Origin of the sequence: Corallococcus llansteffanensis (assembly GCF_003612055.1) — a bacterium.
In the GTDB taxonomy this organism is placed as follows: Bacteria; Myxococcota; Myxococcia; order Myxococcales; family Myxococcaceae; genus Corallococcus; species Corallococcus llansteffanensis.
The window spans coordinates 1-26,030 of record NZ_RAWB01000003.1 but is presented as its reverse complement, the minus strand read 5'-3'; the positions used below and the strand labels follow the sequence as shown (position 1 = coordinate 26,030).

Annotated in this window: 2 protein-coding genes; one reads left to right on the top strand and one right to left on the bottom strand. The window is 72.0% G+C overall.

Going from position 1 to position 26,030, the window contains the following annotated elements; translation table 11 throughout:
- The first annotated feature begins 126 nt into the window (after positions 1 to 126).
- Positions 127 to 951, top strand: coding sequence for a GNAT family N-acetyltransferase (locus D7V93_RS00535; protein ID WP_120641443.1), 825 nt, complete (start codon positions 127 to 129; stop codon positions 949 to 951).
- On the opposite strand, the gene D7V93_RS00530 is transcribed toward D7V93_RS00535, so the two are convergent.
- On the bottom strand, positions 948 to 26,030 hold a 25,083-nt coding region (locus D7V93_RS00530), incomplete at its 5' end, for a non-ribosomal peptide synthase/polyketide synthase (protein WP_120641442.1). The genes D7V93_RS00535 and D7V93_RS00530 overlap by 4 nt on opposite strands.

Genomic DNA, 26,030 nt, shown 5'->3' with positions numbered 1-26,030 from the left:
TCCCGAAAGGGGGCTCTCGTGGCGTCACCCCCGGGCATGCGACCCGCCAGGGCACAGGCCGCGTGCACAAGCAGCCGGCTGGCCGACCTGTCCCCTGAACCCACACTTACGGTGTAGAGAGGCGGAATGAACGATGTGAACCTGGTGGAGATCGCGCGGCGGTTCGAGCGCAAGCAGGCGCAGGTCGCGGTGGGCCTGGCCACGGAATCCGCGCCGCTGGCGGACGGGTGGATGGCCTTCGGGGGTGTGGGCTCCTACGTGAACAAGTCGTGCGGGTATGGACTCGGCCAGGAGGTCACCGGGGCGCAGCTGGATGCGCTGGTGGACTTCTTCTCCTCGCGCGGGGTCGAGCCGAAGGCGGAGCTGAGTCCGTACACGCCCGTGCCGCTGCTCCACGCCCTGGCGGAGCGCGGGTTCGTGCTGCGTGAGTTCGAGACCGTGCTGTACCGGCCGCTTCGCGAGACCGAGGACCTGCGGAAGCTGAGCCAGGGCACGCCCCCGGCACTGACCATCGAGCGCATCGACCCCTCCGACGACGCGGCGGTGCTCAGGTTCGCCCAGGTCTCCGGCAGCGGCTTCGTCCCCGAGGGCGAGACGCTGTCGGAGGGATTCCTGGCGATGGGCATCAAGGGCGCTCGCACCCCGGGGACGGATGCGTTCGTGGCATGGCTCGACGGCGTCCCGGTCGGGGCGGGAGGCTGCGAGACGAGCGACGGGCTCACGTCCCTGTTCGGCACGTCGGTGCTGCCCGCGTGGCGCCGACGCGGCATCCAACAGGCGTTGATTGCCGCCCGGCTGGCACGCGCCGTGGAGCTGGGCAGCGACGTGGCGGCCATCATGTCCGGGCCCGGCATCCCCACCGAGCGCAATGCCATGCGCATGGGCTTCCTGATGGCCTACGCCCGCGCCGTGCTGGTGAAGCACGGCGCGGGCCTGGAGCCCTCGCCCTAACGCGGCAGGGCCCGGAGCCACGCCGCCAGCCGCTCTGCGAGCCCCTGGACGTTCGGGGCTCGCAGCAGCGTGTAGTGGTTGCCGGGCAGCTCCTCACGCAGCAGCTCGCCTCGGATGACGGCGCCCCAGCCTTCGTCCCTGCCTCCGGTGGCTTGCAGCAGCAGGACGCGCCCCGTGAACAGCCCGGGGCGGTAGTGCTTCAAGGCTCGCAGGTTGTGGGTGAAGACACGCAGGAGCGTGCGCCCCTGGGCCTGCTCCGCTTCCGGTGCCGCGAGCTGTCCGTGGTCGAGCTCGAACAACGTGGCGACCTGCCGCGCGTCGTCCACGTCCTGCGGCACCCGGTCATCCGTCGCCGGGCTGGGGTCGATGAGGGCCAGGAGCTCCACCGTGTCTCCCCGGGCCTGGAGCTGGCGGGCCATCTCGAAGGCCACCACGCCTCCCATGGACCAGCCTCCCAGGCGGTAGGGGCCTGTCGGTTGGACGGTCCGGAGGGCGGCCACGTAGAGCGCCGCCATCGCCTCCACCGTGTCCAGCGGCGGAAGGGTGCCATCGAGCCCCTGGGACTGGAGGCCGTAGAACGGCTGGTCCGGCCCGAGCTGCTTCGCCAGCTCCGCGTACGCCAGCACGTTGCCTCCCACCGGGTGGACGCAGAAGAAGGGCCGCTGCGTGCCCTCGCGCTGGATGGGCACGAGCGGTGAGAAGGCCGTAGGCGCCTGACGCAGCAGCCGGGCCAGCTGCTCCACCGTGGGCGCCTGGAACAGCGCGGCCAGCGGCAGGTCGCGGTGCAGCCGCTCCCGGATGCGCGCCATCAGCTTCACTGCGAGCAGTGAGTGTCCGCCCAGGTCGAAGAACGGACGCGTGACGCCAATGGGTCGGGTGCCCAGCAGCTCCTCCCAGAGGGCCACCAGCTCCCGCTCCAATGCATCTCGCGGCGCGATGAAAGGCTCCGGGCCTGCCAGCGCGTCCGGCCCCCGGGGCTTCTCCGGGACGACCTTGTGGCGCAGCTCATCGGCGGTGAGCAGGGGCGTCCTGTCCAGGGGGGCGTCTGGCGCCGCGAGGACGTCTTCCAGCAGCCGGGCCCACTGCTCCATCAGCCGCTCGACCGTGGCCGCTTCGAAGAAGTCCGTGCTGTAGGTCAGCGCTCCCTGGAAGCCTTCGGGCAGTCGGGTCAGCGCCAGGTCCAGGTCGAACTTCGCCGTCGGGAAGGCCTCCTGCACCGGCTTCAGCGTCAGGCCGGGCAGGCTCACCTCCGACGCGGGCATGTTGTGCAGCGCGAAGAGGGCCTGGAAGAGCGGCGTGCGTCCCAGGTCGCGTTCCGGTTGGAGCGCCTCCACCAGTCGCTCGAAGGGGAGATCCTGGTGTTCATACGCGCCCAGCGTGCGGGCGCGCACCTCCGCGAGGAGCTTCCGGAACGACGTGCTCGCGTCGAAGCGGGCGCGCAGCACCAGCGTGTTGACGAAGAAGCCGATGAGTCCTTCCGTCTCCGCGTGACGGCGGTTCGCGATGGGCGTGCCCACCAGCACGTCGTCCTGCCCGGTGTACCGGGACAGCAGCGTCTGGAACGCGGCCATCAACACCATGAAGGGCGTGGCGCCCTCGCGCTTCGCCAGGGACTCCACCGCGCCGCTCAACGCGGGGGACAGGTACACCGGCAGCAGGGCGCCCCGGGCGGAGCTCTTCGGCGGACGGGGCCTGTCGGTGGGCAGCGCCAGGGCGTGCGGTGCCCCGGCGAGCTGTTGCCGCCACCAGTCGAGCTGCGTGTTCAGCACCTGGCCCTCCAGCCACGCTCGCTGCCAGACAGCGTAGTCCGCGTACTGCACGGGCAGGTCGGGCAGCGGGGACGGTTGGCCCTGGCGGAAGGCCTCGTAGAGCGCCACCAGCTCGCGCACGAGCACGTCGAAGGACCAGCCGTCGGAGATGGTGTGGTGCAGGCACAGGAGGAGCATGTGCTCGCGCTCCTCCAGCCTCAGGAGCGTGAAGCGCGCCAGGGGGCCCGTGCCCAGCTCGAAGGGACGCTGCGCCTCTGCTTCCGCGCGTCTTGCGGCCTCGGCTTCGCGCTCTTCCGCGGGCAGGTGGCCCAGGTCCTCCACGCGCAACGTCCCGGGCAGGGCCGGGTGGATGCGCTGGCGGGGCTCTCCGTCCCGGGCCTCGTACGTGGTGCGCAGCGTCTCATGCCTTCGCACCAGCGCGTCGACGGCCTCCTGGAGCGCGGGCACGTCCACCGTGCCGGACAGGCGCAGCGCGAAGGGCATGGAGTAGAGCGGGCTGCCGGGTTCGAGCTGATCAATGAACCACAGCCGCTGCTGCGCGAAGGACAGCGGCGGCAGGCCCTCCACCGTGGCGCGGGTCAGGGGCGGCAGGGCGTTGACGGTCGCGGCGGTCGGTAGACGCTGCGCGAGGGCCGCCACCGTGGGGGACTCGAAGAGGGCCCGGACCGCGAGCTCCACGCCGAAGCCCGCACGCACGCGGGCCACCACCTGCGTGGCCAGCAGCGAGTGGCCTCCCAGCTCGAAGAAGTTGTCGTGGCGTCCCACGGCGGGCACGCGCAGCAACGTGCTCCAGAGGGCGGCGAGGCGCTCCTCCGTGGGCGTCGCCGGGGCTTCGTAGGTGCGCTCGGGGAGGTGCGACGCATCCGGCGCGGGCAGCGCCTTGCGGTCCAGCTTGCCGTTCGGCGTCAGGGGCAGGACGGGCAGGGCGATGAGGGCCGCGGGCACCATGTAGTCGGGCAGGTGCTGGCGCAGGTGCTCCCGCAGCGGCGCGGTGTCCAGGTCGGGCGTGACGTAGGCCACGAGGCTCGCGTCTCGCACCAGGGCCACCGCGTCCCGGACTCCCGGGTGCGTGCGCAGGGTGGCTTCGATTTCGCCCAGCTCGATGCGGTAGCCGCGCAGCTTCACCTGGAAGTCGAGGCGGCCCATGAAGTCGAGGGTGCCGTCCTCGCGCCAGCGCGCCTTGTCGCCCGTGCGGTACAGGCGCGCTCCGGGCTCGGTGCCGAAGGGATCCGGCATGAAGCGCTCCGCCGTCAGGTGCGGCCGGCCCAGGTAGCCCCGGGCGACGCCCTCTCCGGCGAAGCACAGCTCTCCCGGCAGGCCGAAGGGCGTCAGCTCCTGGCGCTCGTCGAGGATGTACGCACGCAGGTTGTCCAGCGGCCTTCCGATGACGGGCATCGCGTGGGGCGTGCCCTGGATGTTCCAGGCCGTGGCGTCCACGGTGCACTCGGTGGGGCCATAGGTGTTGAAGGCCCGCGTGCGCGTCGTCGCGGCGAGTTGCCGCCAGAGCACCTCGTCCAGCGCCTCGCCGCCCACGAGCAGCAGCGACGGTATCCGGGCGCGCTCCAGCATCCCCGCATCCAGCAGGAGCTTGAGCTGCGCGGGCGTGCAATCCATCGTGTCCACCTGCGTCGCCTCCAACCACGGCAGCATCCGCTCCGGATCCAGGCGCGTGTCCTCGGGGACGGGACACAGGCAGTGGCCGTCGAGGAGCCAGAGGATCTGATCCATGGACGCGTCGAAGAACAGGGGCGCGTTGACGCCGATGCGCAGCCTCGGCGGCTGCCCCGCGTAGACGGTGCGAAGGAGGGACCGGTGCAGGTGGAGCAGCGAGCGGTGTCGCACCATCACGCCCTTGGGCGTGCCTGTGGAGCCGGACGTGTAGATGACGTAGGCGAGGTTGCCGGCGCTTGCTGACGGCGGCGGGTTTTCGCGGGGCAGGGTGGACAGCCGCTCGCGTTCGACGTCGAGCCGCACCACGTGAGGCACCTCCGGTCGCCACGCCTCGGCCAGGGCTCGTGAGGTCAGCAGCACGGAGGCGCCGCAGTCGCGCAGGAGCAGCGACTTGCGCGCGGAAGGCGCCGCCGGATCCAGGGGGACGAAGGCGCCCCCGGCCTTGAGCACCGCGAGCAGCGCGACGATGACGTCCGCCGAGCGCTCCAGGCACAGCCCCACCGGGACCTCCGGTCCGACTCCCCGGGCCCGCAGGTCCCAGGCGAGCTGGTTGGCGCGGGTGTTGAGCTGCTGGAAGGACAGTGTCGTCTCCTCGAACACCACGGCGTCCGCGTCCGGGGTCCGCTCCACCTGTTCCTCGATGCGACCGTGCAGCGTGCCGTCACGGTCGAAGTCCGTGACGCCGCCGCTCCACGGGCCCAGCAGCCGAGCCCGCTCCTCCGCGGAGACGAACGACAGCTCGCGCAGCGGCGCATCCGGCCGGGCGAGCGCGGACTCCAGCAGCACGCGCAGGTGCGTGAGGAGCCGCGTCGGTGTGGAGCGCTCGAACAGATCCGTGGCGTATTCGAGCGTGCCCCGGAACCCGTCCTCCTGACGGTTCAGGTCCAGGCTCAAGTCGAACTGGGACGTGGTGCGGTCACCGATGCGCGCCGGGCGCACGGTGAGCCCGGGCACCGACAGCTCCGGCACCGGCGCGTTCTGGAGCGCGAACATCACCTGGAAGAGCGGCATGCGGCCCAGGTCTCGTGTCGCGTGCAGCGACTCCACCAGTCGTTCGAACGGGATGTCCTGGTGTTCGTAGGCGCCCAGGGTCGTGGCGCGCACCTGGGCCAGCAGCTCCCGGAACGTCGTCCGGGCCCCGAAGCTACCGCGCAGCACCAGCGTGTTGACGAAGAAGCCGATGAGCCCTTCGGTCTCCGCGTGACGCCGGTTCGCGATGGGCGAACCCACGAGCACGTCGTCCTGCCCGGAGTACCGGTGCAGCACGGTCTGGAACGCCGCGAGCAACACCATGAAGGGCGTCACGCCCTCCTGCTGCGCCAGGGCCTCCACCTGTTCGGCCAGGGCCCGTGGCAGGTGCACCGGCACGGTGTCGCCGCGCTGGGTGGAGATGGCGGGCCGGGGCTTGTCCGTGGGCAGCTCCAGGGCCCTCGGTGCTCCGGCGAGCTGTTGCTTCCACCAGTCGAGCTGCGCCTCCAGCGCCTCGCCCTGGAGCCAGCCGCGCTGCCAGAGGGCGAAGTCGGCGTACTGCACGGGCAGCTCCGGGAGCGCGGGCGTCCGGCCTTCGCGAAGCGCCTCGTAGAGGGCGGTGAGCTCACGCACCAGCACGCCCAGCGACCAGCCGTCGGACACGATGTGGTGCAGGTGGAGCACCAGGACATGCTCCTCCGCGCCGAGCTTCAGGAGCAGGGCGCGGATCACCGGCCCCTGCTCCAGATCGAACGGGCGCTGGGACTCCGCCGTCGCCCGCCGCTCCGCCTCCTGCTGTCTTTGGGCAGGGTCTTCCAGCGGCGTCAGGTCCACGCGCTCCAGGGGAACGGTGGCCTCCGCGTGGAGGTGCTGCACGGGCTGGCCCGCCTCCGTGCGGAAGGTGGTGCGCAGCGATTCGTGCCGCGCCATCAATGCGTCCAGGCTTCCTCGCAGCGCGCCTTCGTCCAGCGTGCCGAGGAGCGTCAGGGCGAACGGCATGTTGTACAGGCTGCTGCCCGGTTCGAGCTGATCGATGAACCACAGTCGCTGCTGCGCGAACGACAGCGGCAACACGGCCGGCCTTCGCGTGCGCGTGAGCGGTGGCACCTGGGACGTGCTCGCGAAGGTGGACAGACGCTCCGCGAGCGCGGCCACGGTGGGCGCGTTGAACAGCTCGCCCAGGGGCAGCTCCACGCCGAGCACCGAGCGGATCCGGGACACCACCTGCGTGGCCAGGAGCGAGTGGCCTCCCAGCTCGAAGAAGTCATCGTGGATGCCCACCGCGTCCAGGTGCAGCACCTCCGCCCAGATGGCCGCGAGCTGTTCCTCCCTGGCGTCGCGCGGGGCCTCGCGGGTCGCCTCGGTGGGCTTCGGTGCTTCGGGCACGGGCAGGGCCTTGCGGTCCACCTTGCCATTCGGGGACAGCGGCAGGGTCGGCAGCTCCACCCACGCGGAGGGCACCAGGTAGTCGGGAAGCTGCTGCTGCGCGTATGCCTTCACGCGGTCGGCGCCGGAGCCGGCTCCGGCTTCACCGAGCACCACGTAGGCCACGAGCCGCTTCTCCCCGGGCACGTCCTCGCGTGGCAGCACCACGGCCTCCCGGACGTCGGGGGCCTGGCGCAGCACGGCCTCCACTTCGCCGGGCTCGATGCGGAAGCCGCGGATCTTCACCTGGAAGTCGGTGCGGCCCAGGAACTCCAACGTCCCGTCCTCGCGCCAGCGGGTCTTGTCTCCGGTGCGGTACAGGCGGGCGCCCGGTGTGGTGGCGAAGGGGTGGGGGATGAACCGCTCGGCGGTGAGGTCGGGCCGCTGGAGGTAGCCCCACGCGAGGCCGTCGCCTCCGACGTACAGCTCCCCGGGGACTCCCGGCGGAACGGGCTGGAGCGCGGCGTCCAACACCCACGCGGTGGAGTTCGCCAGGGGCCGGCCGATGGGCACCGTGCGCACCACGGTGTCCCCGGCGCGCAGCGTGTGCGTGGCGGAGAAGGTGGTGTTTTCCGTGGGCCCGTACCCGTTCACGAGCACGGCGTCCGGGGCCATCCGCGAGAGGTGCTCGCGCACCCGGGGCACGGGCAGCACGTCACCGCCCGCCAGCACCTGCCGCACCCGCGCGAGCGCCGCGCCTTCGTGCAGGACCATCTGCTCGAACAGCGCGGCGGTGAGCCAGAGCGTGGTGATGCCTTCCGCCGTCAACAGCGTGCCCAGCTCCGACAGCGAGAGCGCACGCGGTGGCGCCAGCACCAGCTTCGCGCCGTTCAGCAGCGCGCCCCAGACCTCCAGCGTGGACGCGTCGAAGGCGACCGGGGCCACCTGGAGGAACACCTCCTCCGGACCGGCGTGGATGAAGCGGGAGCCGCGGACGAGTCGCACGATGCCCCGGTGCGGCACGGTGACGCCCTTGGGGCGGCCGGTGCTTCCCGACGTGAACATCACGTAGGCCAGTGCTTCGGCCGGCACCCGCACGTCCAGCGGCGTGACGGGCAGCTTCGCGAGGCGGTCGGCTTCCGCGTCCAGGAGGACGAGGAGCCCGGCCTCCGCCGGCAGCTCATCCGCCAGCGCCTCCTGCGTGACGAGCACGCTGACGCCCGCTTCCTGGAGGATCCAGGTGATGCGTCCGGACGGGGACTTCGCCTCCACGGGCACGTAGGCCGCGCCGGCCTTGAGGATGCCGAGCATGCCGACGAGGAGCTCCGGCGAGCGCTCCACGCACAGGCCCACCCTGTCTCCCGGGCGCACGCCCATGCGCCGCAGGTGGTGCGCGAGCTGGTTCGACTGGCGGTCCAGCGCTGCATAGGTGAGCTCGCGCGCCGCCACCGGAGCCGCGTCCAGCAGGAAGGCCCCGGTGTCCGGGGGCATCCGCACGGCGATCGCGTCAGGGGTGCGCGCGGCCTGCTCCGCGAACAGCGCGGGCACGGAGGCTTCGCGCGGGTACTCCGTGGCGGTGTCGTTCCAGGTCTCCAGCACCTGCCTGCGCTCCTCGGCGGTGAGCAGCGGCAGGCGTGACAGTGGGGTCGCGGGCGAGGCCACCGCGGCGTCGAGCAGCACGCGCAGGTGCCGCGCCATGCCGGCCACGGTCCGTGGCGTGAACAGGGCGGTGTTGAAGTTGAGGCCGCCCGCGAAGCCCTCCGGCGCGCGGTGCAGCAGCCACTCCAGGTCGAAGCGGATCGCTCCCGGGTCGATGTTCATCGGCTGGAGCGACAGGCCGGGCAGACCCAGCTTCGGCAGGGGCGCGTTCTGCAGCGTGAAGGTGACCTGGAAGAACGGCGTGCGGGCCAGGTCCCGGGCGGGGTGCAGCTCCTCGACGAGCTTCTCGAAGGGGACGTCCTGGTGCTCGTAGGCGCCCAGGGTGGTGTCACGCACGCGGGTCAGCAACGTGAGGAAGGTGTCCTCTGCGCGCAGCCGCGTGCGCAGGACGACGGTGTTGGCGAAGTAGCCGATGAGCGCTTCGGACTCGGCGTGCTGGCGCCCCGCGATGGGCGAGCCCACGAGCACGTCGTCCTGGCCGGCGTAGCGACCCAGGAGCACCTGGAAGGCCGCCAGCAGCACCATGAAGGGCGTCATGCCCTCGCGCTTCGCCAGGGCCTCCAGCGCCTCGCTGGAGGCGCGCGGCAGGGTGAACGGCATCAGCGCACCGTGGAAGGTCTGCCGGGGCGGACGCGGATGATCCGTGGGCAGCTCCAGGTGGGACGGCGCGCCTTCGAGCTGCTGGCGCCACCACGTGAGCTGGTGGTCGAGCACCGCGCCCTGCAACCAGCCGCGCTGCCACAGCGCGTGGTCGGCGTACTGCACGGGCAGCTCAGGCAGGGGGGACGGGAGGCCTCGGGCGAAGGCCGTGTAGAGGGTGCCCATCTCGCGCACGAGGACGCCGGTGGACCAGCCATCGGAGATGATGTGGTGCTGGTTCAGCACCAGCACGTGCTCGGTGGGGGACAGCTTGATCAGGAGGGCCCGGATGAGCGGGCCCTGCTCCAGGTCGAACGGGCTCCGGGTCTCTTCGAGGGCGAGCTTCGATGCCTCGGCGCGACGCTGCTCCGGGTCGGTCATGCCCGTGAGGTCCACGTGCTGGACTGGCAGGGGCAGGGACGGGTGGATGACCTGCTCCGGGGCTCCGTCATGTGCGCGGAACGTGGTGCGCAGGGCTTCGTGACGGCGCATCAGTTCGTCGAAGCTCCGCTGGAGCGCGAGGAGGTCGAGCGTGCCCTCCAGCTTCAGCGCGAACGGGACGTGATACGCCGAGTCCGCGACGCCGAGCTGGTGGATGAACCACAGCCGCTGCTGGGCGAAGGACAACGGCAGCACCGCGGGCCGCTCCAGGCGCGTCAGCCGCGTGAGGGCCTGGGAGGAGCGCGCGATGCTTTCGGAGGGGGCCTGCTCCTGCTTCGAGCGCTGCTGCTCGACGGGCGACGGAAGCGCCCGCGCGGACTCCGCCCCGGGCGAGACATCGCCGGAGAGGCGTCGGGCGAGCGCCTCCACCGTTGGGGCCTCGAAGAGCATTCGCAGGGGCACGCTCTGTCCCAGGCGCGCACGGACCCGTGCGGCCACCTGGGTCGCCAGCAACGAGTGGCCTCCCAGCTCGAAGAAGCTGTCCCTCACCCCGACCCGTTCAAGGCCGAGCACCTGCGCGAAGATCTCCGCCAGCGTGCGCTCCGTCTCGTCTCGCGGGGTGATGGCTTCACCGCGTGCGGTGGTGGGGGCCTCGGGCGCGGGCAGGGCCTTGCGGTCCACCTTGCCGCTGGAGGTCAGGGGCAGCGCCTCCAGGGTGACGAAGGCGGCGGGCACCATGTACTCGGGCAGCCGCGCGTGCAGGAACGCTCGCAGGGCGGCGGTGTCCAGCCTCCCTCCTTCGACGGTGACATAGGCGATGAGGCGCGGGTCTCCCGCGTGCTCCTGGCGCACGACGGCCACGGCTTCGCGGATCTCCGTCCAGGCCTGGAGCGCGGCTTCAATCTCTCCCAGTTCGATGCGGAAGCCGCGCAGCTTCACCTGGAAGTCGGCGCGGCCCAGGTACTCCAGCGTGCCATCGGCGCGCCACCGCGCGATGTCTCCGGTGCGGTAGAGGCGGGCTCCGGGGGCGTCGCTGAAGGCATCGGGAACGAAGCGCTCGGCGGTGAGCGCGGGACGGCGCCAGTAGCCCCGGCCCACCTGCACGCCGCCGATGAACAGCTCGCCCGGGCTGCCCACCGGCACGGGCTGATTCCTCCGGTCCAGGACGTACATCCGTGTGTTCGCCACTGGGCGACCGATGGGCACGACGCGCAGCGCTTCGTCGCGCGGGCACTCCCAGGACGTCACGTCCACCGCGGCCTCGGTGGGGCCGTAGAGGTTGTGCAGCGTGACGTGGGGCAGGCGGGCCTGCGTCTTGTGCACCAGGTCCGCGGGCAGGGCTTCGCCGCTGCACATCACCTGACGCAGCCGCGTCAGGCCCTCCAGGCCCGGCTCCTCGACGAAGGCCCGCAGCATGGACGGCACGAAGTGCGCCGTCGTCACGCCCTCCCTCGCCATCAACGCCGTGAGGTAGTCCGGCTCCTGGTGGCCTCCGGGCCTCGCGAGCACGAGCCGCGCCCCCGTCATCAGGGGCCAGAAGAACTCCCACACGGACACGTCGAAGCTGAACGGCGTCTTCTGCAACACCGTGTCCCCGGCCGTCAGCGCATACCGCCCCTGCATCCAGCGCAGGCGGTTGACGACGCCCGCATGCGCGTTCATCGCGCCCTTGGGTCGGCCCGTGCTGCCGGACGTGAAGATGACGTAGGCGAGGGCATCGTCTCCGGCCAGTGGACGGGGCCGGTGCGTCGGCTCGCGGGCGATGGCGTCCCAGCCCGAGTCCAACGCGATGACGTGCGCGGAGTGAGCAGGCAGCGCGTCCCGGAACCGCTCCTGGATGAGGAGGACGGGCGCGGCGGTGTCCTCCAGCATCCCGGCGAGCCGCTCGCTCGGAGTGCTGGGATCCAACGGCACGTAGGCGGCGCCGGACTTGAGGACGCCCAGCAGGGCCACGACCAGCTCCAGGGAGCGCTCCAGGCAGACGCCGACCAGCGTCTCCGGACCGGCCCCTCGTGCGCGCAGGTGATGCGCGAGCTGGTTGGCGCGGGCTTCGAGCCCGGCGTAGGTGAGCCGCCGCTCCTCGAACTGGAGCGCGATGGCGTCCGGGTCGCGCTCGGCCTGGGACTCGAAGAGCTGGTGGAGACTCGTGCCGCGCGGGAAGTCCACGCGGGTGTCGTTCCAGGCTCGCAGCACCTGTTCGCGCGCGTCGGCGGAGAGCAGTGGCAGCGCCGCGACCGGCGCGTCCGGAGCGGCGATGACGGCCTTCGCCAGCACCGTGAGGTGCTCCGCCATCCGGGCCAGCGTCTCCTCGTCGAAGAGGGCGGTGGCGTACTCCAGGCGGCAGCGCAGTCCGTCGCGCTCCTCCCAGACCTCCAGCGTCAGGTCGAACTTGGACGTCGTCACCGGCACGTCCACGCCGCCAATCTGGAGCCCCTGTCCGCCGGTCGTCTGGGCCTCCGGCACGTTGATGACGTTGAGGATCGCCTGGAACACGGGCGTGCGGCTCAGGTCGCGCGGTACCTGGAGCACGTCCACCAGTCGCTCGAAGGGCATGTCCTGGCGCGCATAGCCGCCCAGGGCCTGTTGCTTCACGCGGGAGATCAGCTCCCGGAAGCCCGGGGCTCCGTCGAGCTTCGCGCGGAAGGCGAGCGTGTTGACGAAGCAGCCCAGCAGGCCCTCCACCTCCGGGCGGGTGCGGCCTGCGATGGGCGTGCCCACCGCGAAGTCGTCCTGGCCGGAGTAGCGCGAGAGCAGCGCCTGGAAGAGCGCCATCAGCACCATGAAGGACGTGGCGCCTTCGCGGCGACCCACGGCGAGCAGGGGCTCCGACAGCTCGCGCGGCAGGTGGAAGCGGTGGGCCGCGCCCGCGTAGGACTGCACGGCGGGGCGGGGCCGGTCGGTGGGCAGCTCCAGCGGCGGGGTGCCCTGGAGCAGCGCCTTCCACCACCGCACCTGGTCGTCCAGCACCGCGCCCTCCAGCTCCCGGCGCTGCCAGACGGCGTAGTCGGCGTACTGCACCGGCAGGGGCGGCAGGACGGACGGCACGCCCGCGCTGGCGCAGGCGTAGAGGACGGGCAGCTCGCGGCTGAGGACCAGCGCGCACCAGGCATCGGAGACGACGTGATGCAGCAGCAGGTGGAGGACGTGCGTGTCCGGGGACAGCCGCAGGAGCAGGGCGCGCGCGACGGGGCCCGTGTCCAACTGGAAGGGCGTGGCGGTGTACGCCTGGCAGCGGCGAAGCATGGCGGTCTCGCGTGCTTCGGCCGTGTCACCAGGGACGTCTTCCCGGTCCAACGGGAGCGAGCCCGTGGCGTGGATGACCTGCACGGCGCCCGCGTTCGCCAGGGCGTAGGTGGTGCGCAGGACCTCGTGGCGCTCCACGAGTGCGTCGAGCGCCGTCTGCAGCGCCCGCACGTCCAGCGAGCCCGTGAGCCGGAAGATGATCGCGTTGTTGTAGGCGGTGCTGTCCGGCTCCAGTTGCTGGAGGTACCAGAGGCGTTGCTGGGCGAAGGACAGCGGCAGGGGTCGATCGCGCGGCACTCGCGGGATGGCCTGCGCGGCTCCGGAGGTCCGTGTCGCGGCGGTGGACAGGCTGAGCGGGGCTTCAGCGGCAGGAAGGTGAGGTGCGCCGGACGCGGTGCTCGCGGTCGGTCGCGCGACTCCCAGTGGCGGAGCCGGCTGCGCGGTGACGACCCCAGGCGCTCCGGCCGCGGAGCCCGTCACCGGACGCTGCGCGAAGGGCTTGAAGGCCGGGAGCGACACGGGCTCGACATGGCCGTCGGCGCGCAGGCGCACGGGACGGCCGGTGCGGTACAGGCGCGCGGAGGCGTGCCGGGGATGCGGCACGAGTCGGTGCGCCTCCTCTCCCGACACCTTCCAGAGCGCAGCGGGGAGCCCCGCGCCATCCAGCGCCAGCTCTCCCACGACACCCGCGGGCACCGGCGCACCGGCCGCGTCGAGCACCCAGGCCTGGAGGCCTGAAGGCAGCTTCTCCCCAGGAGCCCGTGGCAGGAGTCCCGCCTCATGGGCCTCTCCCGCGAGCAGCACGGCTCCCCCGGCGGTGCGCTGGAGCGCCGTCGCGAGCTCCACCGATGCGCCCTCCAGGACCCACGTGCCCACCGGCGCCAGGGCCTCGCGGGCGCCCGGTGCCGCCGTCAGCGTGCGGGCGAGCCGGGCGGTGGTGTTCACCCACACCGCGCCGGCCTGTCGGGCCAGGGTCAGGAGCTCCTCGATGCCCGCCGCGCCTTCGCCGCGCACACGGTGCTGCCGCGAGGACTCGTCCGACACCAGCGCTTCACGCAGCGTGGCCAGCCGGCGGAGCCCCTGCAACACGACGGGCGTCTCCAGCCCGAAGTCGATGAGGCACGTCACCTCGTCCACGTCCGAGGCCCGCACGTCGCGCAGCCGCTTGAGCCCGCTCTCCACCGTGCCGATGAGGCCCGTGCCCTTCGCGTGGTGCTCGAAGGTGTGCTCCAGCAGCGCGTCGATGTCCTCCTTCGAGACCTTGTCGAGCTCGCCCTGGTGCCCCTGGGCCGCGAGGAGCGAGGCGGTGATGTCCGCGGAGCTGCGGAAGTACGCCAGCAGCGGCTTGCGCACCTGACGGAGGACCTCGGCTTCGTCCTCACCGAGGAACGTGTGCAGCATGCACGTGATGTGTCCCCGGCCCGGGTGACCGTTGCGGCGCCACGCCTCGCGGTAGAGGGCCACCTTGGGCTTCAGCTCCTCCAGCGAGTGGGCGAACAGGCCCGTGAGGACGCCCGCGCCCAGCTCCCCCGCGAGACGGAAGGTCTCCGGGTTCGCGGTGGCGGTGAGCCACACGGGCAGCTCCTTCTGCACGGGCCTGGGGCGCAGGCCCACCTCCACGGTGACGCCGTTGCCGCCGGGACGCACGCTGCGCTCGCCGCGCCACAGGGCTCGCAGGGTCTCCAGGTGGCGCAGCAGGATGTTGCGCCGGTTCGCGTAGTTCTGGGGCGCGAAGGTGAAGTCCTGCACGTGCCAGCCGGTGGCCACCGACACGTCGACCCGCCCTTGCGAGAGGTTGTCGACGACGGCCCACTGCTCGGCGATGAGGAGCGGGTCGTGCAGGGGCAGCACGACGCTGCCGGAGCGCAGGCGCAGGTTGCGCGTGACGGAGGCGAGCGCGGCGGAGACCACGGCCGGCTGCGGGTAGATGCCGCCGAACGAGTGGAAGTGGCGCTCGGGCGTCCAGATGGCGGAGAAGCCATTCGCGTCCGCGAACTTCGCGCCCTCCATCAGCAGCTCGTACTTGGGTCCGGTGAGCGAGTCCTCGTCGTTGGCGAAGTAGGAGAGGCTCAGTTGCAGCGGACGGGAGGCGCCTCCATCCGCATGGGAGAGGCGCGAGGCGATGGCCTCGGAAGGGAAGAGGACGCGCAGGCCGCGCGAGAGTGCCCAGAGCGCTTCGAGCTCGGGCTTCTCGGGAGCGGGCTCGGAGGCGGCGAGCCAGGTGGTCCCCGGTGTCGGACGCAGGCGCGCATCGAGGCCGGCGAAGAAGCCCCTCAGCGATGCGTGACTCAGCGCCCACGCGGGCTGGCCCGCACCCATGGGCAGCAGCCACGCCAGCGTTTCGGGTGACGCCAGCGGGAGCGCACGTGCTTCCGTGAGCGGAGACGCACCGTCCAGCACCTCCTCGACCTGGAGCACGCGCGTGGCGTCCAGGCGGGCGGAAGTGACCAGTCCCCGCCACGTGATGAGGCGGGGCACGAGGCTGCCCTCCAACGCATAGAGGGGCAGCGAGTCCAGGTCCGTGGGCCCGAGCGTCACCGGAGCGCCGCCGGCTTCGAGCACGCCCCACAGCGCGGCCAGCTTCTCCGGCGACGCGCGGAGGCAGAGCGCCACGGGCTCTCCCGGCTGGAGCCCCTGGTCCACCAGTCGCGTCGCGAGTCGACGTGCACGGGAGGCCAGCTCGCTCCAGGTCCAGGTCCGCTCGCCCTGACCGAGGGCGACAGCTTCCGGCTGGAGCCGTGCGTGTTCCCGGAGCCGCGTGATCAGGGAAGGCGCGTCGGGGAGGGAGCGGGGTTCGGGCCAGGCAAGGCGTTCAGCCTCGGTGGCCAGCGGCAGGCGGGAGAGGGCTTCCTCGGGCCGGGCCATCGCCGCGCCGAGCAACACCTGGAGGTGCTCCAGCATGCGCCACGCGGTGGAGGCGTCGAACAGCTCCGTCGCGTACTCCAGCGCGCCGTGCACGCGCCCGGGCTCCTCGGTGAGGATGAGCGTCAGGTCGGACAGCGTGGCGCCCCATTGCACGGGCGTGCCCGGTACTTCGATGAACGTGCCGCGGGCCCCGACGGCGGCCAGCGCATCGCCGCCCATCTCCAGGTTCGAGTGGTAGACGAAGACCGTGTCCGCCATGCGGTCCCGGCCGATGTCCTTGCCCGGGACGAGCTGTTCGACGAGCAGCTCGAACGGGACGTCCGGACGCGACTGCACGTCGGTGACCTCGCGCCGCACGCGGTGCAGCAGCTCGCGGAAGCTCGGATCATCTCCGACGTGCGTGCGGAACGCAGCCGAGTGCGCCACGTAGCCGATGAGGGGCAGCAGCTCCGGCCGCGTGCGGTTGCCGATGGGCGTGCCGACGATGAGGTCCGTCTGACCGGTGTAGCGGTGCAGCAGCGCGTTCCACGCGGCGAGCACCGTCATGTACGACGTGAAGCCTTCGCGCTTGCTGAAGGCGACCAGCTCCCGCGCGAGCGCGGGCGGGAAGTCCAACACCCTGCGCTCGGAGGTCAGCGGACAGTTCGCGGGCCGGGGCCGATCCGTGGGGATGCCGAGCTGCCGGGGCATGCCGGCCAGCCGCTGTCGCCACCACTGCTCCTGCTCGGGGAAGCGGGTCTCCGCGAGTGACTGCCGCTGCCACGCACCGAAGTCCGCGTACTGCACCGGCAGGGGCGCCAGCGGGGACGGTCTGCCCTGGACGAAGGCGGCGTAGAGCTGTCCGACCTCCTGGAGGAAGAGGGACGTGGAGAGCGTGTCGCAGACGATGTGGTGGATGGCGCAGACCAACAGGTGCAGGTCCGCGCGCAGACGCACGAGCGTGGTGCGCAGGACGGGGCCGCGCACCAGGTCGAAGGGCCGCGCCGCGTCCTCGCGGGCGAGCTGGAGGGCGGCCTCCTCGCGCTCCTCGGGCGTGCCTTCCACTTCGACGACGGGAAGGGGGATGCGCACGTGGGCGTGGAAGCGCTGCACGGGCCTGCCGTCCACCGCGTCGTAGGTGGTGCGCAGGGCCTCATGTCGCTGGACGACTTCCTGGATGGCGCGCTCCAGGGTGGCGACGTCGGCGGGGCCCTCCAGGCGCAGGACGAAGGGAATGGTGTAGGCGGACAGACCGGGCAGGTACTGCTCCAGGCGCCAGACGCGCTCCTGGACGAAGGACAGGGGCAGGGGCCCGGTGCGCGGGAGGGGTACGAGTGGCAGCTCGCGCGTGGGTTCGGCGGCGGGGGCGTTGCCGAGGAGGGGCTCGATGCGGGAGGCGAGGCCGGCGACGGTGGGTGCTTCGAAGAGCGCGGCCAGCGGCACCTGGACGTTGAAGGCATCGCGGAGCTGGTTGAGGAGCTGCGCGGCCATGAGCGAGTTGCCGCCCAGCTCCAGGAAGTTGTCGTCGCGCCCGACGAAGTCCATGCCCAACCGCTCGCGCCAGAGCGCGGCGATCCGGGCTTCGGTATCACCGCGCGGTGCGTCCTCGCGGCCATCGGCGATAGCGGGTCGCGAGTCCTGAACCTCGCGCGGCGGTGTCACGCTGGCCGGCGGCGGGAGGGGCCGTCCGGTGGTGGCCTCGGCCACGGAGGGTGCGCTGTCCCGGGCGCGCGGCTCCACCCAGCAGCGCTTGCGCAGGAACGCGTAGGTGGGCAGATGCACGCGGCGGCGCTGCTCGTGAGCGTAGAAGGCCTCCCAGTCCACCTCCAGGCCCGCCGACCACAGGTCTCCCACGCATTGCAGAAGCCCGGCCTGCTCCGTCGTGGTGCCATTGCGCCGCAGCGAAGCGAACGCCTTCACGCGCTCCTTGTCCTCGCCCAGGCAGGCGCGCATCAGTGGGGTGAGGTCCTGGCCGGGCCCCACCTCCAGCAGCACGCTGCAACCCTCTTCCAGCAGCGCGCCCACCGCGTCGGTGAAGCGCACGGGCTGGCGCATCTGCGTGGCCCAGTAGTCAGGTGATGCCAGCTCGCCCGGGAGCGCCAGGGCGCCGGTGAGGCTGGAGACGTAGCGCACCGAAGGCTCACCGCGCTGGAGCGAGGCCACCACGCGCGCCAGTTCGCCCATCAGGGGCTCCACGTCCGCGGAGTGGAACGCGTGGAGTGAAGGCATGCGCACCGCGCCGGCCTTCCGCTGTCGCAACAGGGCCTGGAAGCGCTCCACCTCCACCACGGGCCCGGAGACGACGCACCGGTCCGGCGCATTGAGCGCGGCGAGCGTCAGCCGACCGGAGAGCCACGGCTGGACCTCCGCCGCCGACAGGGCCACGCCGAGCATCGCGCCCGGAGGCAGCCGGTGCATCAGCTCGCCTCGGGCCACGGCCAGACGCAGGGCCTCTGGCAGGGAGAGCACGCCCGCGACACAGGCCGCGGCATATTCGCCAAAGCTGTGTCCCAGCACGGCGTAGGGGACGATGCCCCAGTCCTGCCACAGCCGCGCCAGCGCCACCTGCACCGTGAAGAGGGCGGGCAGGGCGACGCGGGTGTCCGTGAGCGCGCTGGCCGTTTCCGCCTCCCGGCCCGGCCCCGGACGCAGGAGCCCTTCCACCCGCGCACGCAGCGACGCATCCAACAGCGCGAGGCACGCGTCCACGTGGGCGCGGAACGAGGGGACGGTCTCATCCAGCTCCCGTCCCATGCCCACCTGCTGGGTGCCCTGCCCGGAGAAGACGAAGGCCACGCGCTCGCGGCGGGCCCCTTCCACGTCCTTCAGCCGTACCGGGGTGACCGCCTTGCGAAGCTGCTTCGCGAGGTCCGCCGCGTCGCGCGCCACCACCGTGCGCCGGTACTCGAACGCCTGTCGTCCAACGGCCTGCGTGTACGCCAGGTCGGCGAGCGCCGTCCGTGCTTCCGGCACGTCGACGGAGAACCGGGCCGACAACGCGTCCAGTGCCTCGGGCGAGCGCGCGGACAGCACGTGCAGCGCAAGCTGCTTCGCCGCCGCCTCCAACGCCTCGGGAGAGCGCGCCGAAAGCACCGCGTTGGCGAGCTTCGACGACGCTGCCTCCAGCGCCTCCGGAGACCGGTCGGCCAGCACGTGCGAGGCAAGCCTCAGCGAAGCCGCCTCCAGCGCCTCGGGCGAACGCGCCGACAGCACGAAGAGCTGGTGCGAGCGCGACGAGGGGCCGCTCCGGATGACGGGCGCCTCCTCCAGCACCGCGTGCGCGTTGGTCCCTCCCACGCCGAAGGAGCTCACCGCCGCGCGCCGGGGCGTCGCTCCCCGGGGCCACGGCCGCAAGCGGGTGTTGACGAAGAAGGGCCCCGCGTCGAAGTCGATCTGGGGGTTCGGGTTTTCGAAGTGGAGGCTGGGAGGAATCTCCTCCTCGCGCAGCGACAGCGCGACCTTGATGAGCCCCGCGAGCCCCGCGACCGTGTCCAGGTGGCCCACGTTCGTCTTCAGTGAGGCCAGCGGGATGGTGCCCCGGTGCTCGGGCCCCAGGCCGTAGGCGCGCTGGAGCGCCGCCACTTCGATGGGGTCTCCCAGCGGGGTCGCGGTGCCGTGCGCCTCCACGTAGCCGATGTCCTGGGGCGCCACGCCGGAGCGCTTCAGCGCCTGGGTGATGACGGCCGCCTGCCCCTGTACGCCGGGGGCGGTGAAGCCGGACTTGTCGCGCCCGTCGTTGTTGACGGCGGTGGCTCGGATGACGGCGTGGATGGGGTCTCCATCGCGCACCGCGTCCTCCAGCCGCTTGAGCACCACGGCGGCCACGCCGCTGCCGGAGACGGTGCCCTGGCCCTTCGCATCGAAGGCGCGGCAGTGACCATCCGGGGAGTAGATCATCCCCTCCTGGTGCACGTAGCCCGTGCGCTGTGGCACCGACAGCCGTGTCGCGCCCGCGAGCGCCACGTCCGACAGGCCGGACAGCAGGTTCTGACACGCGACGTGCACGGCCACGAGTCCCGTGGAGCACGCGGTGTACACGAGCATGCTCTCGCCGGTGAGCCCCAGCTTGTAGGACACCTTCGTCGGCAGGCTCTGGTACGTCGCGGTGCCGAACAGCTCGAAGTACGCCGCCGAATCCAACGGCATGTGCTGCTGGACCTCGTTCGCGTAGCCCGACTCGTTCGCTCCCGCGAACAGCGAGATGACACCGGGGAAGCGCGCGGGGTCGACGCCCGCGTCCTCCAGCGCGGCCCACGCGCACTGGAGGAACATCCGCTGCTGCGGGTCGGTCCACTGCGCTTCGCGCAGCGACATGTCGAAGAACGCGGGATCGAATTGATCGATGTCCGCGAGCACACCGTGGGCGGGCACGAAGCCCGGGTGCTGCCACAGCTCCACACCCGCGGGCAGGCCGGGAAGGTGCTCCAGCTCCTCCGGGGTGAAGCGGGAGATGGACTCAACGCCTTCGCGAAGGTTGCGCCAGAAGTCCTCCACGGAAGCCGCGCCGGGGAAGCGCCCGGACATGCCGATGATGGCGATGGCTCCCGGTGGCAGCGCGGGCGTGGGCGTGGACACAGAAGACGTGGGTGCTGGCGTCGGCGGCGCTGCAGAAATCGTGGTCACGGCGACTGACGCGGACGGAGATGACACAGGTAGGATCGCTGCCGTGGACGTTGCGCTCAGGGCATGCTTCTCCCGCTTCGACGCATCCGCCTTCCCACCCTCGCGCTCCAGTCGCTGGGCGAGCGCATGGACGGTGGGGTGCTCGAACAACCAGACGACAGGCACGTCGCGCTGGAGCTCCTCGCGCAACCGGCTGGCGACGCGGACCACGGTGAGCGACGTGCCCCCCAGGTCCTCGAAGAAATGGTCGTGGACTCCGACGCGCCGGGCTCCCAGCTCGCGAGCCCAGAGGGCGGAGAGCTGTTCCTCCAGCGGATCGCCGGGCTCCACGAAGCGGCCCTTGCGCGCGGTGGACGCGGCGTCGGGCGCGGGGAGGGCGCGGCGGTCCAGCTTCCCGTTGGCGTTGAGCGGCAGGGCGGGCAGGGTGACGAACGCCGTCGGCACCATGTACTCGGGCAGCCGCTGCCGCAGGTGTTCGCGCAGGGCCTGGACGTCCAGGACCCCGGCCTCGCCAGGCACCCCGTAGGCCACGAGCCGCTTGTCGCCCGGAGCGTCCTCGCGCACGAGCACGGCGGCATCCGCGATGGCGGGCCGCCAGGACTTGAGGGCAGCTTCGACCTCGGACAGCTCGATGCGGTAGCCGCGCACCTTCACCTGGCTGTCGATGCGGCCCAGGAAGTCCAGGCTCCCGTCCGCGCGCCAGCGCACCAGGTCCCCCGTGCGGTACACGCGCTCACCGGCCGCGGTGGCGAAGGGGTTGGGGAGGAAGCGCTCCGCGGTGAGGTCGGGGCGGGAGAGGTAGCCGCGCGCGAGGCCGTCCCCGCCGATGAGCAGCTCACCGGGCACGCCCACGGGCACGGGGCGCAGTGCACCGTCCACCACGTACACCCGCGTGTTCGACAGGGGCGGACCGATAGGGATCGCATCGTCCCGGACGTCCTCCGGCCTGTTCATGCGAAGGCAGCAGGTGAAGACGGTGGCCTCGGTGGGCCCGTAGCCGTTGACCACGGGGAGCCCCAACGTCTCCACCACGCGGCGCGTGTGCGTGGGCGACAGGACGTCCCCGCCCACGAAGAGCTGCCGCAGGCCGCGCAGCACCTCCAGCTTCACGTCCACCACCTGCGCGAACAGGCCCGCGGACAGGTAGAGCGACGTGACGCCATGCCGGCGAAGGACCTGCCCCAACAGCTCCAGGTCGGTGGGAGGCTGGGGCGGGAAGACGACGAGCCGGCCTCCGGACAAGAGCGGCCCCCACAGCTCCAGCGTCGATGCGTCGAATGACAGCGGCGCGATCAGCAGGAAGGCCTCGTCCGGGCTGAAGCGGGCCCAGGTGGCGCCGTGCAGCAGGCGCAGCACGCCCCGGTGCTCCACGGCGACGCCCTTGGGACGGCCCGTACTGCCGGAGGTGAAGTCCACATAGGCGAGGTTCCGCGCGGAGATCGTCACGTCCGGAGCGGTGGTCGGCTGTCCCTCCAGGCGCAGCTCCTCCACGAAGACACACGGCACTTCGTCCGAGACCGGCAGCGTGGAGCGCAGCGCGCGCGTGGTGACGAGCAGCCGGGGCGGTGCGTCCTCCAGCATGAGGCTCAGTCGCCGCGCCGGATACGCGGCATCCCACGGCACGTAGGCCCCGCCCGCCTTGAGGATGGCCAGGAGCGTGATGATCAATTCGACGGAGCGCTCCAGGCACACGGCCACAAGTGCATCCGGGCCCACACCGTGCGCGCCCAGCAGGTGGGCCATCGCATTGGCGCGCGCATCCAGCTGCGCGTACGTGAGGCGCGTGTCGCCGAACTCCAGCGCGACGGCGTCCGGACGCAGGGCCGCCTGGTGCGCGAAGCGTGCGGCGATGTTCGAATCGCGAGGGTAGTCCCCCCCGGTGGCGTTCCACGTCGTGAGCACCTGTCGACGCTCCTCGGGCGTGAGCCACTCCAGCCGGGACAGGGCCACGTCCGGAGCGGCGACGACCCCCTCCAGCAACGTGCGCAGGTGGCCGACCAGCCGCTCCACCGTGGAGCGTTCGAAGAGGTCGGTGCTGTACTCCAGGACGCCGCGCAGGCCGTCCGGCGCCTCGTGCAGCAACAGGCCCAGGTCGAAGCGCGCCGTGGCGTTGTCCACCGGCACCGGGCGCAGCGTGAGGCCCGGCGCCTTCAGCTCCCCCGTGGGCGCGTTCTGCAGCGCGAAGACGGCCTGCACCAACGGATTGCGGCTCAAGTCGCGCGGCACCTGGAGCTCCTCGACGAGCTTCTCGAAGGGCAGGTCCTGGTGTTCGAACGCGGAGAGCGTGGTGGTGCGAACCTGGGCGAGCAGCGTCCGGAACGTGTCACCCGGGCGCACGCGTCCACGCAGCACCAGCGTGTTCACGAAGAAGCCGACCAGTCCTTCCAGCTCCCCCTGGTTGCGGCCCGCGATGGGCGAGCCCACCAGCAGCTCCTCCTGCCGTGCGTAGCGCGACAGGAGCACCTGCCACACCGCGAGCAGCGCCATGTACGGCGTCGCGCCCTCCTTCCGGCCCAACGCTACCAGCCGCTCCACCGCCTCCAGCGGCAGGTGCACGGGAAGGAGCGCGCCCTGCGTGGACTGGAGCGCGGGGCGGGCCTTGTCGGTGGGCAGCTCCAGCACCTGGGGCGCCCCGGCGAGGTGTTGCTTCCACCACGCCACCTGCTCGGCCAGCACGTCGCCCTGGAGCCAGGAGCGCTGCCACACGGCGAAGTCCGCGTACTGCACGGGCAGCGCGGGCAGCACGGGTGTCCGGCCCGAAGCGAAGGCCTCGTAGCCCGCGGCCACCTCCCGCACCAACACCCCCAGCGACCAACCGTCGGAGACGATGTGGTGCATGCACAGCAGCAGCAGGTGCTCCGTCGCTCCCAGTCGCAGGAGGCGCGTGCGCAGCAGCGGCCCACGGCCCAGGTCGAACGGCCGCGCGGCCTCTTCCTCGGAGGACCGATGGGCTTCGTCCTCGCGAGTCCCCGCGTCCACGGTCGTCAGGTCGGTGACGGGCAGCTCCCAGGCGGAAGCCGCGTGCACCGTTTGAGCAGGCTGACCGTCCTTCATCGCGAAGGTGGACCGCAGGGCTTCATGGCGGGCGACCACCTGCTCCAGGGCGCGACGCAGCGCCTCGGTGTCCAGGGGGCCTTCCAGGCGCAGCGCCGTGGCGATGTTGTAGTGACTGCCGCCGGGACGGAGCTGTTCCACCACCCACAGCCGCTGCTGCGCGAAGGACAGTGGCAGGTCCCGCTCGCGCGATGCGGGGACGAGTGCCGGAATGCCGGGGCCCGCGACGCGGGAGAGCAGCTGCGCCTCCACCCGGTCGGTGAGCCGCGCGACGGTGGGTGCATCGAAGAGGGCACGCAGCGGCAGCTCCACACCGAACGTGGTTCGCAGCCGTGAGACGAGCTGCGTGGCGAGCAACGAGTGCCCCCCGATGACGAAGAAGTCGTCGTGCAGTCCCACCTGCTCCAACCGGAGGAGGTCCTGGAACAGCGTGGCGATGCGCTGCTGGAAGCGCGTCATCCGCTCCGGAGCCGGGGGGCCGGCGGCGACCGCCCGCGCATCCGGCGACGGCAGGGCCTTGTGGTCCACCTTGCCCACGGGCGTGAGCGGCAGGGCGTCCAATGACACGAACGCGGAGGGCACCAGGGGCGCGGGGAGCCGTTCGGAGACGAAGGCGCGCAGCACGGTCGCGTCCACCGGAGCGCCGGGCACGTACCACGCCACCAGCCTCGGGTCGCCGGAGCCATCATCCCGCAGCCGCGCCACGGCGGCCTTCACCGACGGGTGCTGGCGGAGGATGGCCTCCACCTCGCTCAACTCGATGCGGAAGCCGCGCAGCTTCACCTGCGTGTCGATGCGGCCCAGGAAGTCCAGCGTGCCGTCCGGCAGCCAGCGGACCCGGTCGCCCGTACGATAGAGCCGGGCTCCGGGCACATCCCCGAACGGCGAGGGCACGAAGCGCTCGGCGGTCAGCGCGGGGCGGCCCAGGTAGCCGCGCGCCAGGCCGTCACCGCCCAGGTACAGCTCACCCGGGACGCCCACGGGCACGGGCTGGCCGTGCGCATCCAGCACGTAGGTCTGGACCCGCGTCATCGGCCTCCCGATGGGCACCGACGTGGCGTGCTCCGGCAGGTCCACGAGGTCGTGCGTGGTGACGCCCACGGTCGTCTCCGTGGGGCCGTAGAGGTTCACCAGCCGTCCCGGGGCGCCCGCTCGGAGCACGGCGCGAGCGGCGTCCGCGTTCGCGGCCTCACCGGCGAACAGCACCACGCGCATCGTGGCGAAGGCGTCCGGAACCTCGCGGGCCACCGTGTGGAACAGCGCCGTGGCGAACAGCGCGGTGGTGGCGCCCACCTCGCGCAGGGTCCGCGCCAGTCCCGCGGGAGCCAGCGTCACCTCGCGCGGAAGGATGACCAGTCGGGCGCCATGGAGCAGCGCGCCCCAGACCTCGAAGGTGGCCAGGTCGAACGACGGCGTGCCCGCCTGCACCATGCGGTCATTGGGCCCCAGCTGGACGTAGTTCGTGTCCCGCACCAGGTGCACGATGGAGTGGTGCGTGATGCCCACGCCCTTGGGCTGGCCCGTGGAACCCGACGTGTAGAGCACATAGGCCAGGTGCTCGGGCCCCACGGCGATGTTCTCGGGCGCGCGGGTCGACTGCTGGCCCAGCGCTTCCGCGTCGGAGTCGAGGCACACCGTGGGCAGCGCATGCGCGGGAAGCGCTCCCAGGAGGGCCTGCTGCGCCACCACCGTGCTGATGCCCGCGTCCTCGAACATGAACGCGAGGCGGGGGCGGGGGTACGCGGGATCCATGGGCACGTAGCACCCACCGGCCTTGAGGACGCCGAGCATCCCCACCACCAGCTCCACCCCCCGCTCCACGCACAGCGCGACGCGAGCCTCCGGCTGCAGCCCGGAGGCCAGCAGGTGCCGGGCCAGTTGATTCGCCCGTGCCTCCAGCGCCGCGTAGGTGAGCGACCGTCCCTCGTGTTGCACGGCCACGGCGTCGGGAGTGCGCACGACCTGGGCCGCGAACAGCTCCGGAACGGTGCGGGGCGCGAGCGGCCGGTGCGTGGCGTTCCAGTCCACCAGCACCTGCTGTCGCTCGGCCCCGTGCAGCAAGGAGTGCCCCGACAGCGGCACGTCGGGCCGGGCCGTGAGCGACCCGAGCAGCGCCTGCCAGTGCGCCATCATCCGGACGACGGTAGCGGGCTCGAAGAGGTCGGTGCTGAACTGGAGGTCGCCGCTGAACGCGCCGTCCCGTTCCTGGAGGCTGAAGTCCAGGTCGAACTTCGCGGTGGTGAGCTCCCCGCTGCGCAGCTCCAGGCGCAGGCCGGGAAGGTCCAGCGTCTCCAGGGGCGCGTTCTGGAACGTGAAGGCCACCTGGAACAGCGGCGAGCGGCTCAGGTCCCGAGCCCCCTGCATGCCCTCCACCAGCTTCTCGAAGGGCAGGTCCTGGTGCGCATACGCCGCGAGCGTCGTCGCCTTCACCTGCGCCAGCAGCGCGCGGAACGAAGCGCGAGGGTCGATGCGGGCGCGCAGCACCAGCGTGTTGACGAAGAAGCCGATGAGGCCCTCCGTTTCCGCGCGGTTGCGGTTGGCGATGGCGGAGCCCACGAGGACGTCGTCCTGGCCGGCGTAGCGCGAGAGCAACAACTGGAAGCCCGCGAGCAGCACCATGAAGGGCGTGGCACCTTCACGCGACGCCAGCACCTTCACGGACGCGGAAAGCTCCGCAGACAGCGCCACGGGAAGGGACGCGCCCCGGAACGACTGCGCGGCGGGACGGGGCTTGTCGGTGGGCAGGTCCAGCGCGGCAGGTGCATCGGCGAGCTGCTGCCGCCACCAGTCCAGCTCCGCCTGGAGCACGTCCCCCTGCAACCACTGGCGCTGCCAGAGGGCGAAGTCGGCGTACTGGAGGGG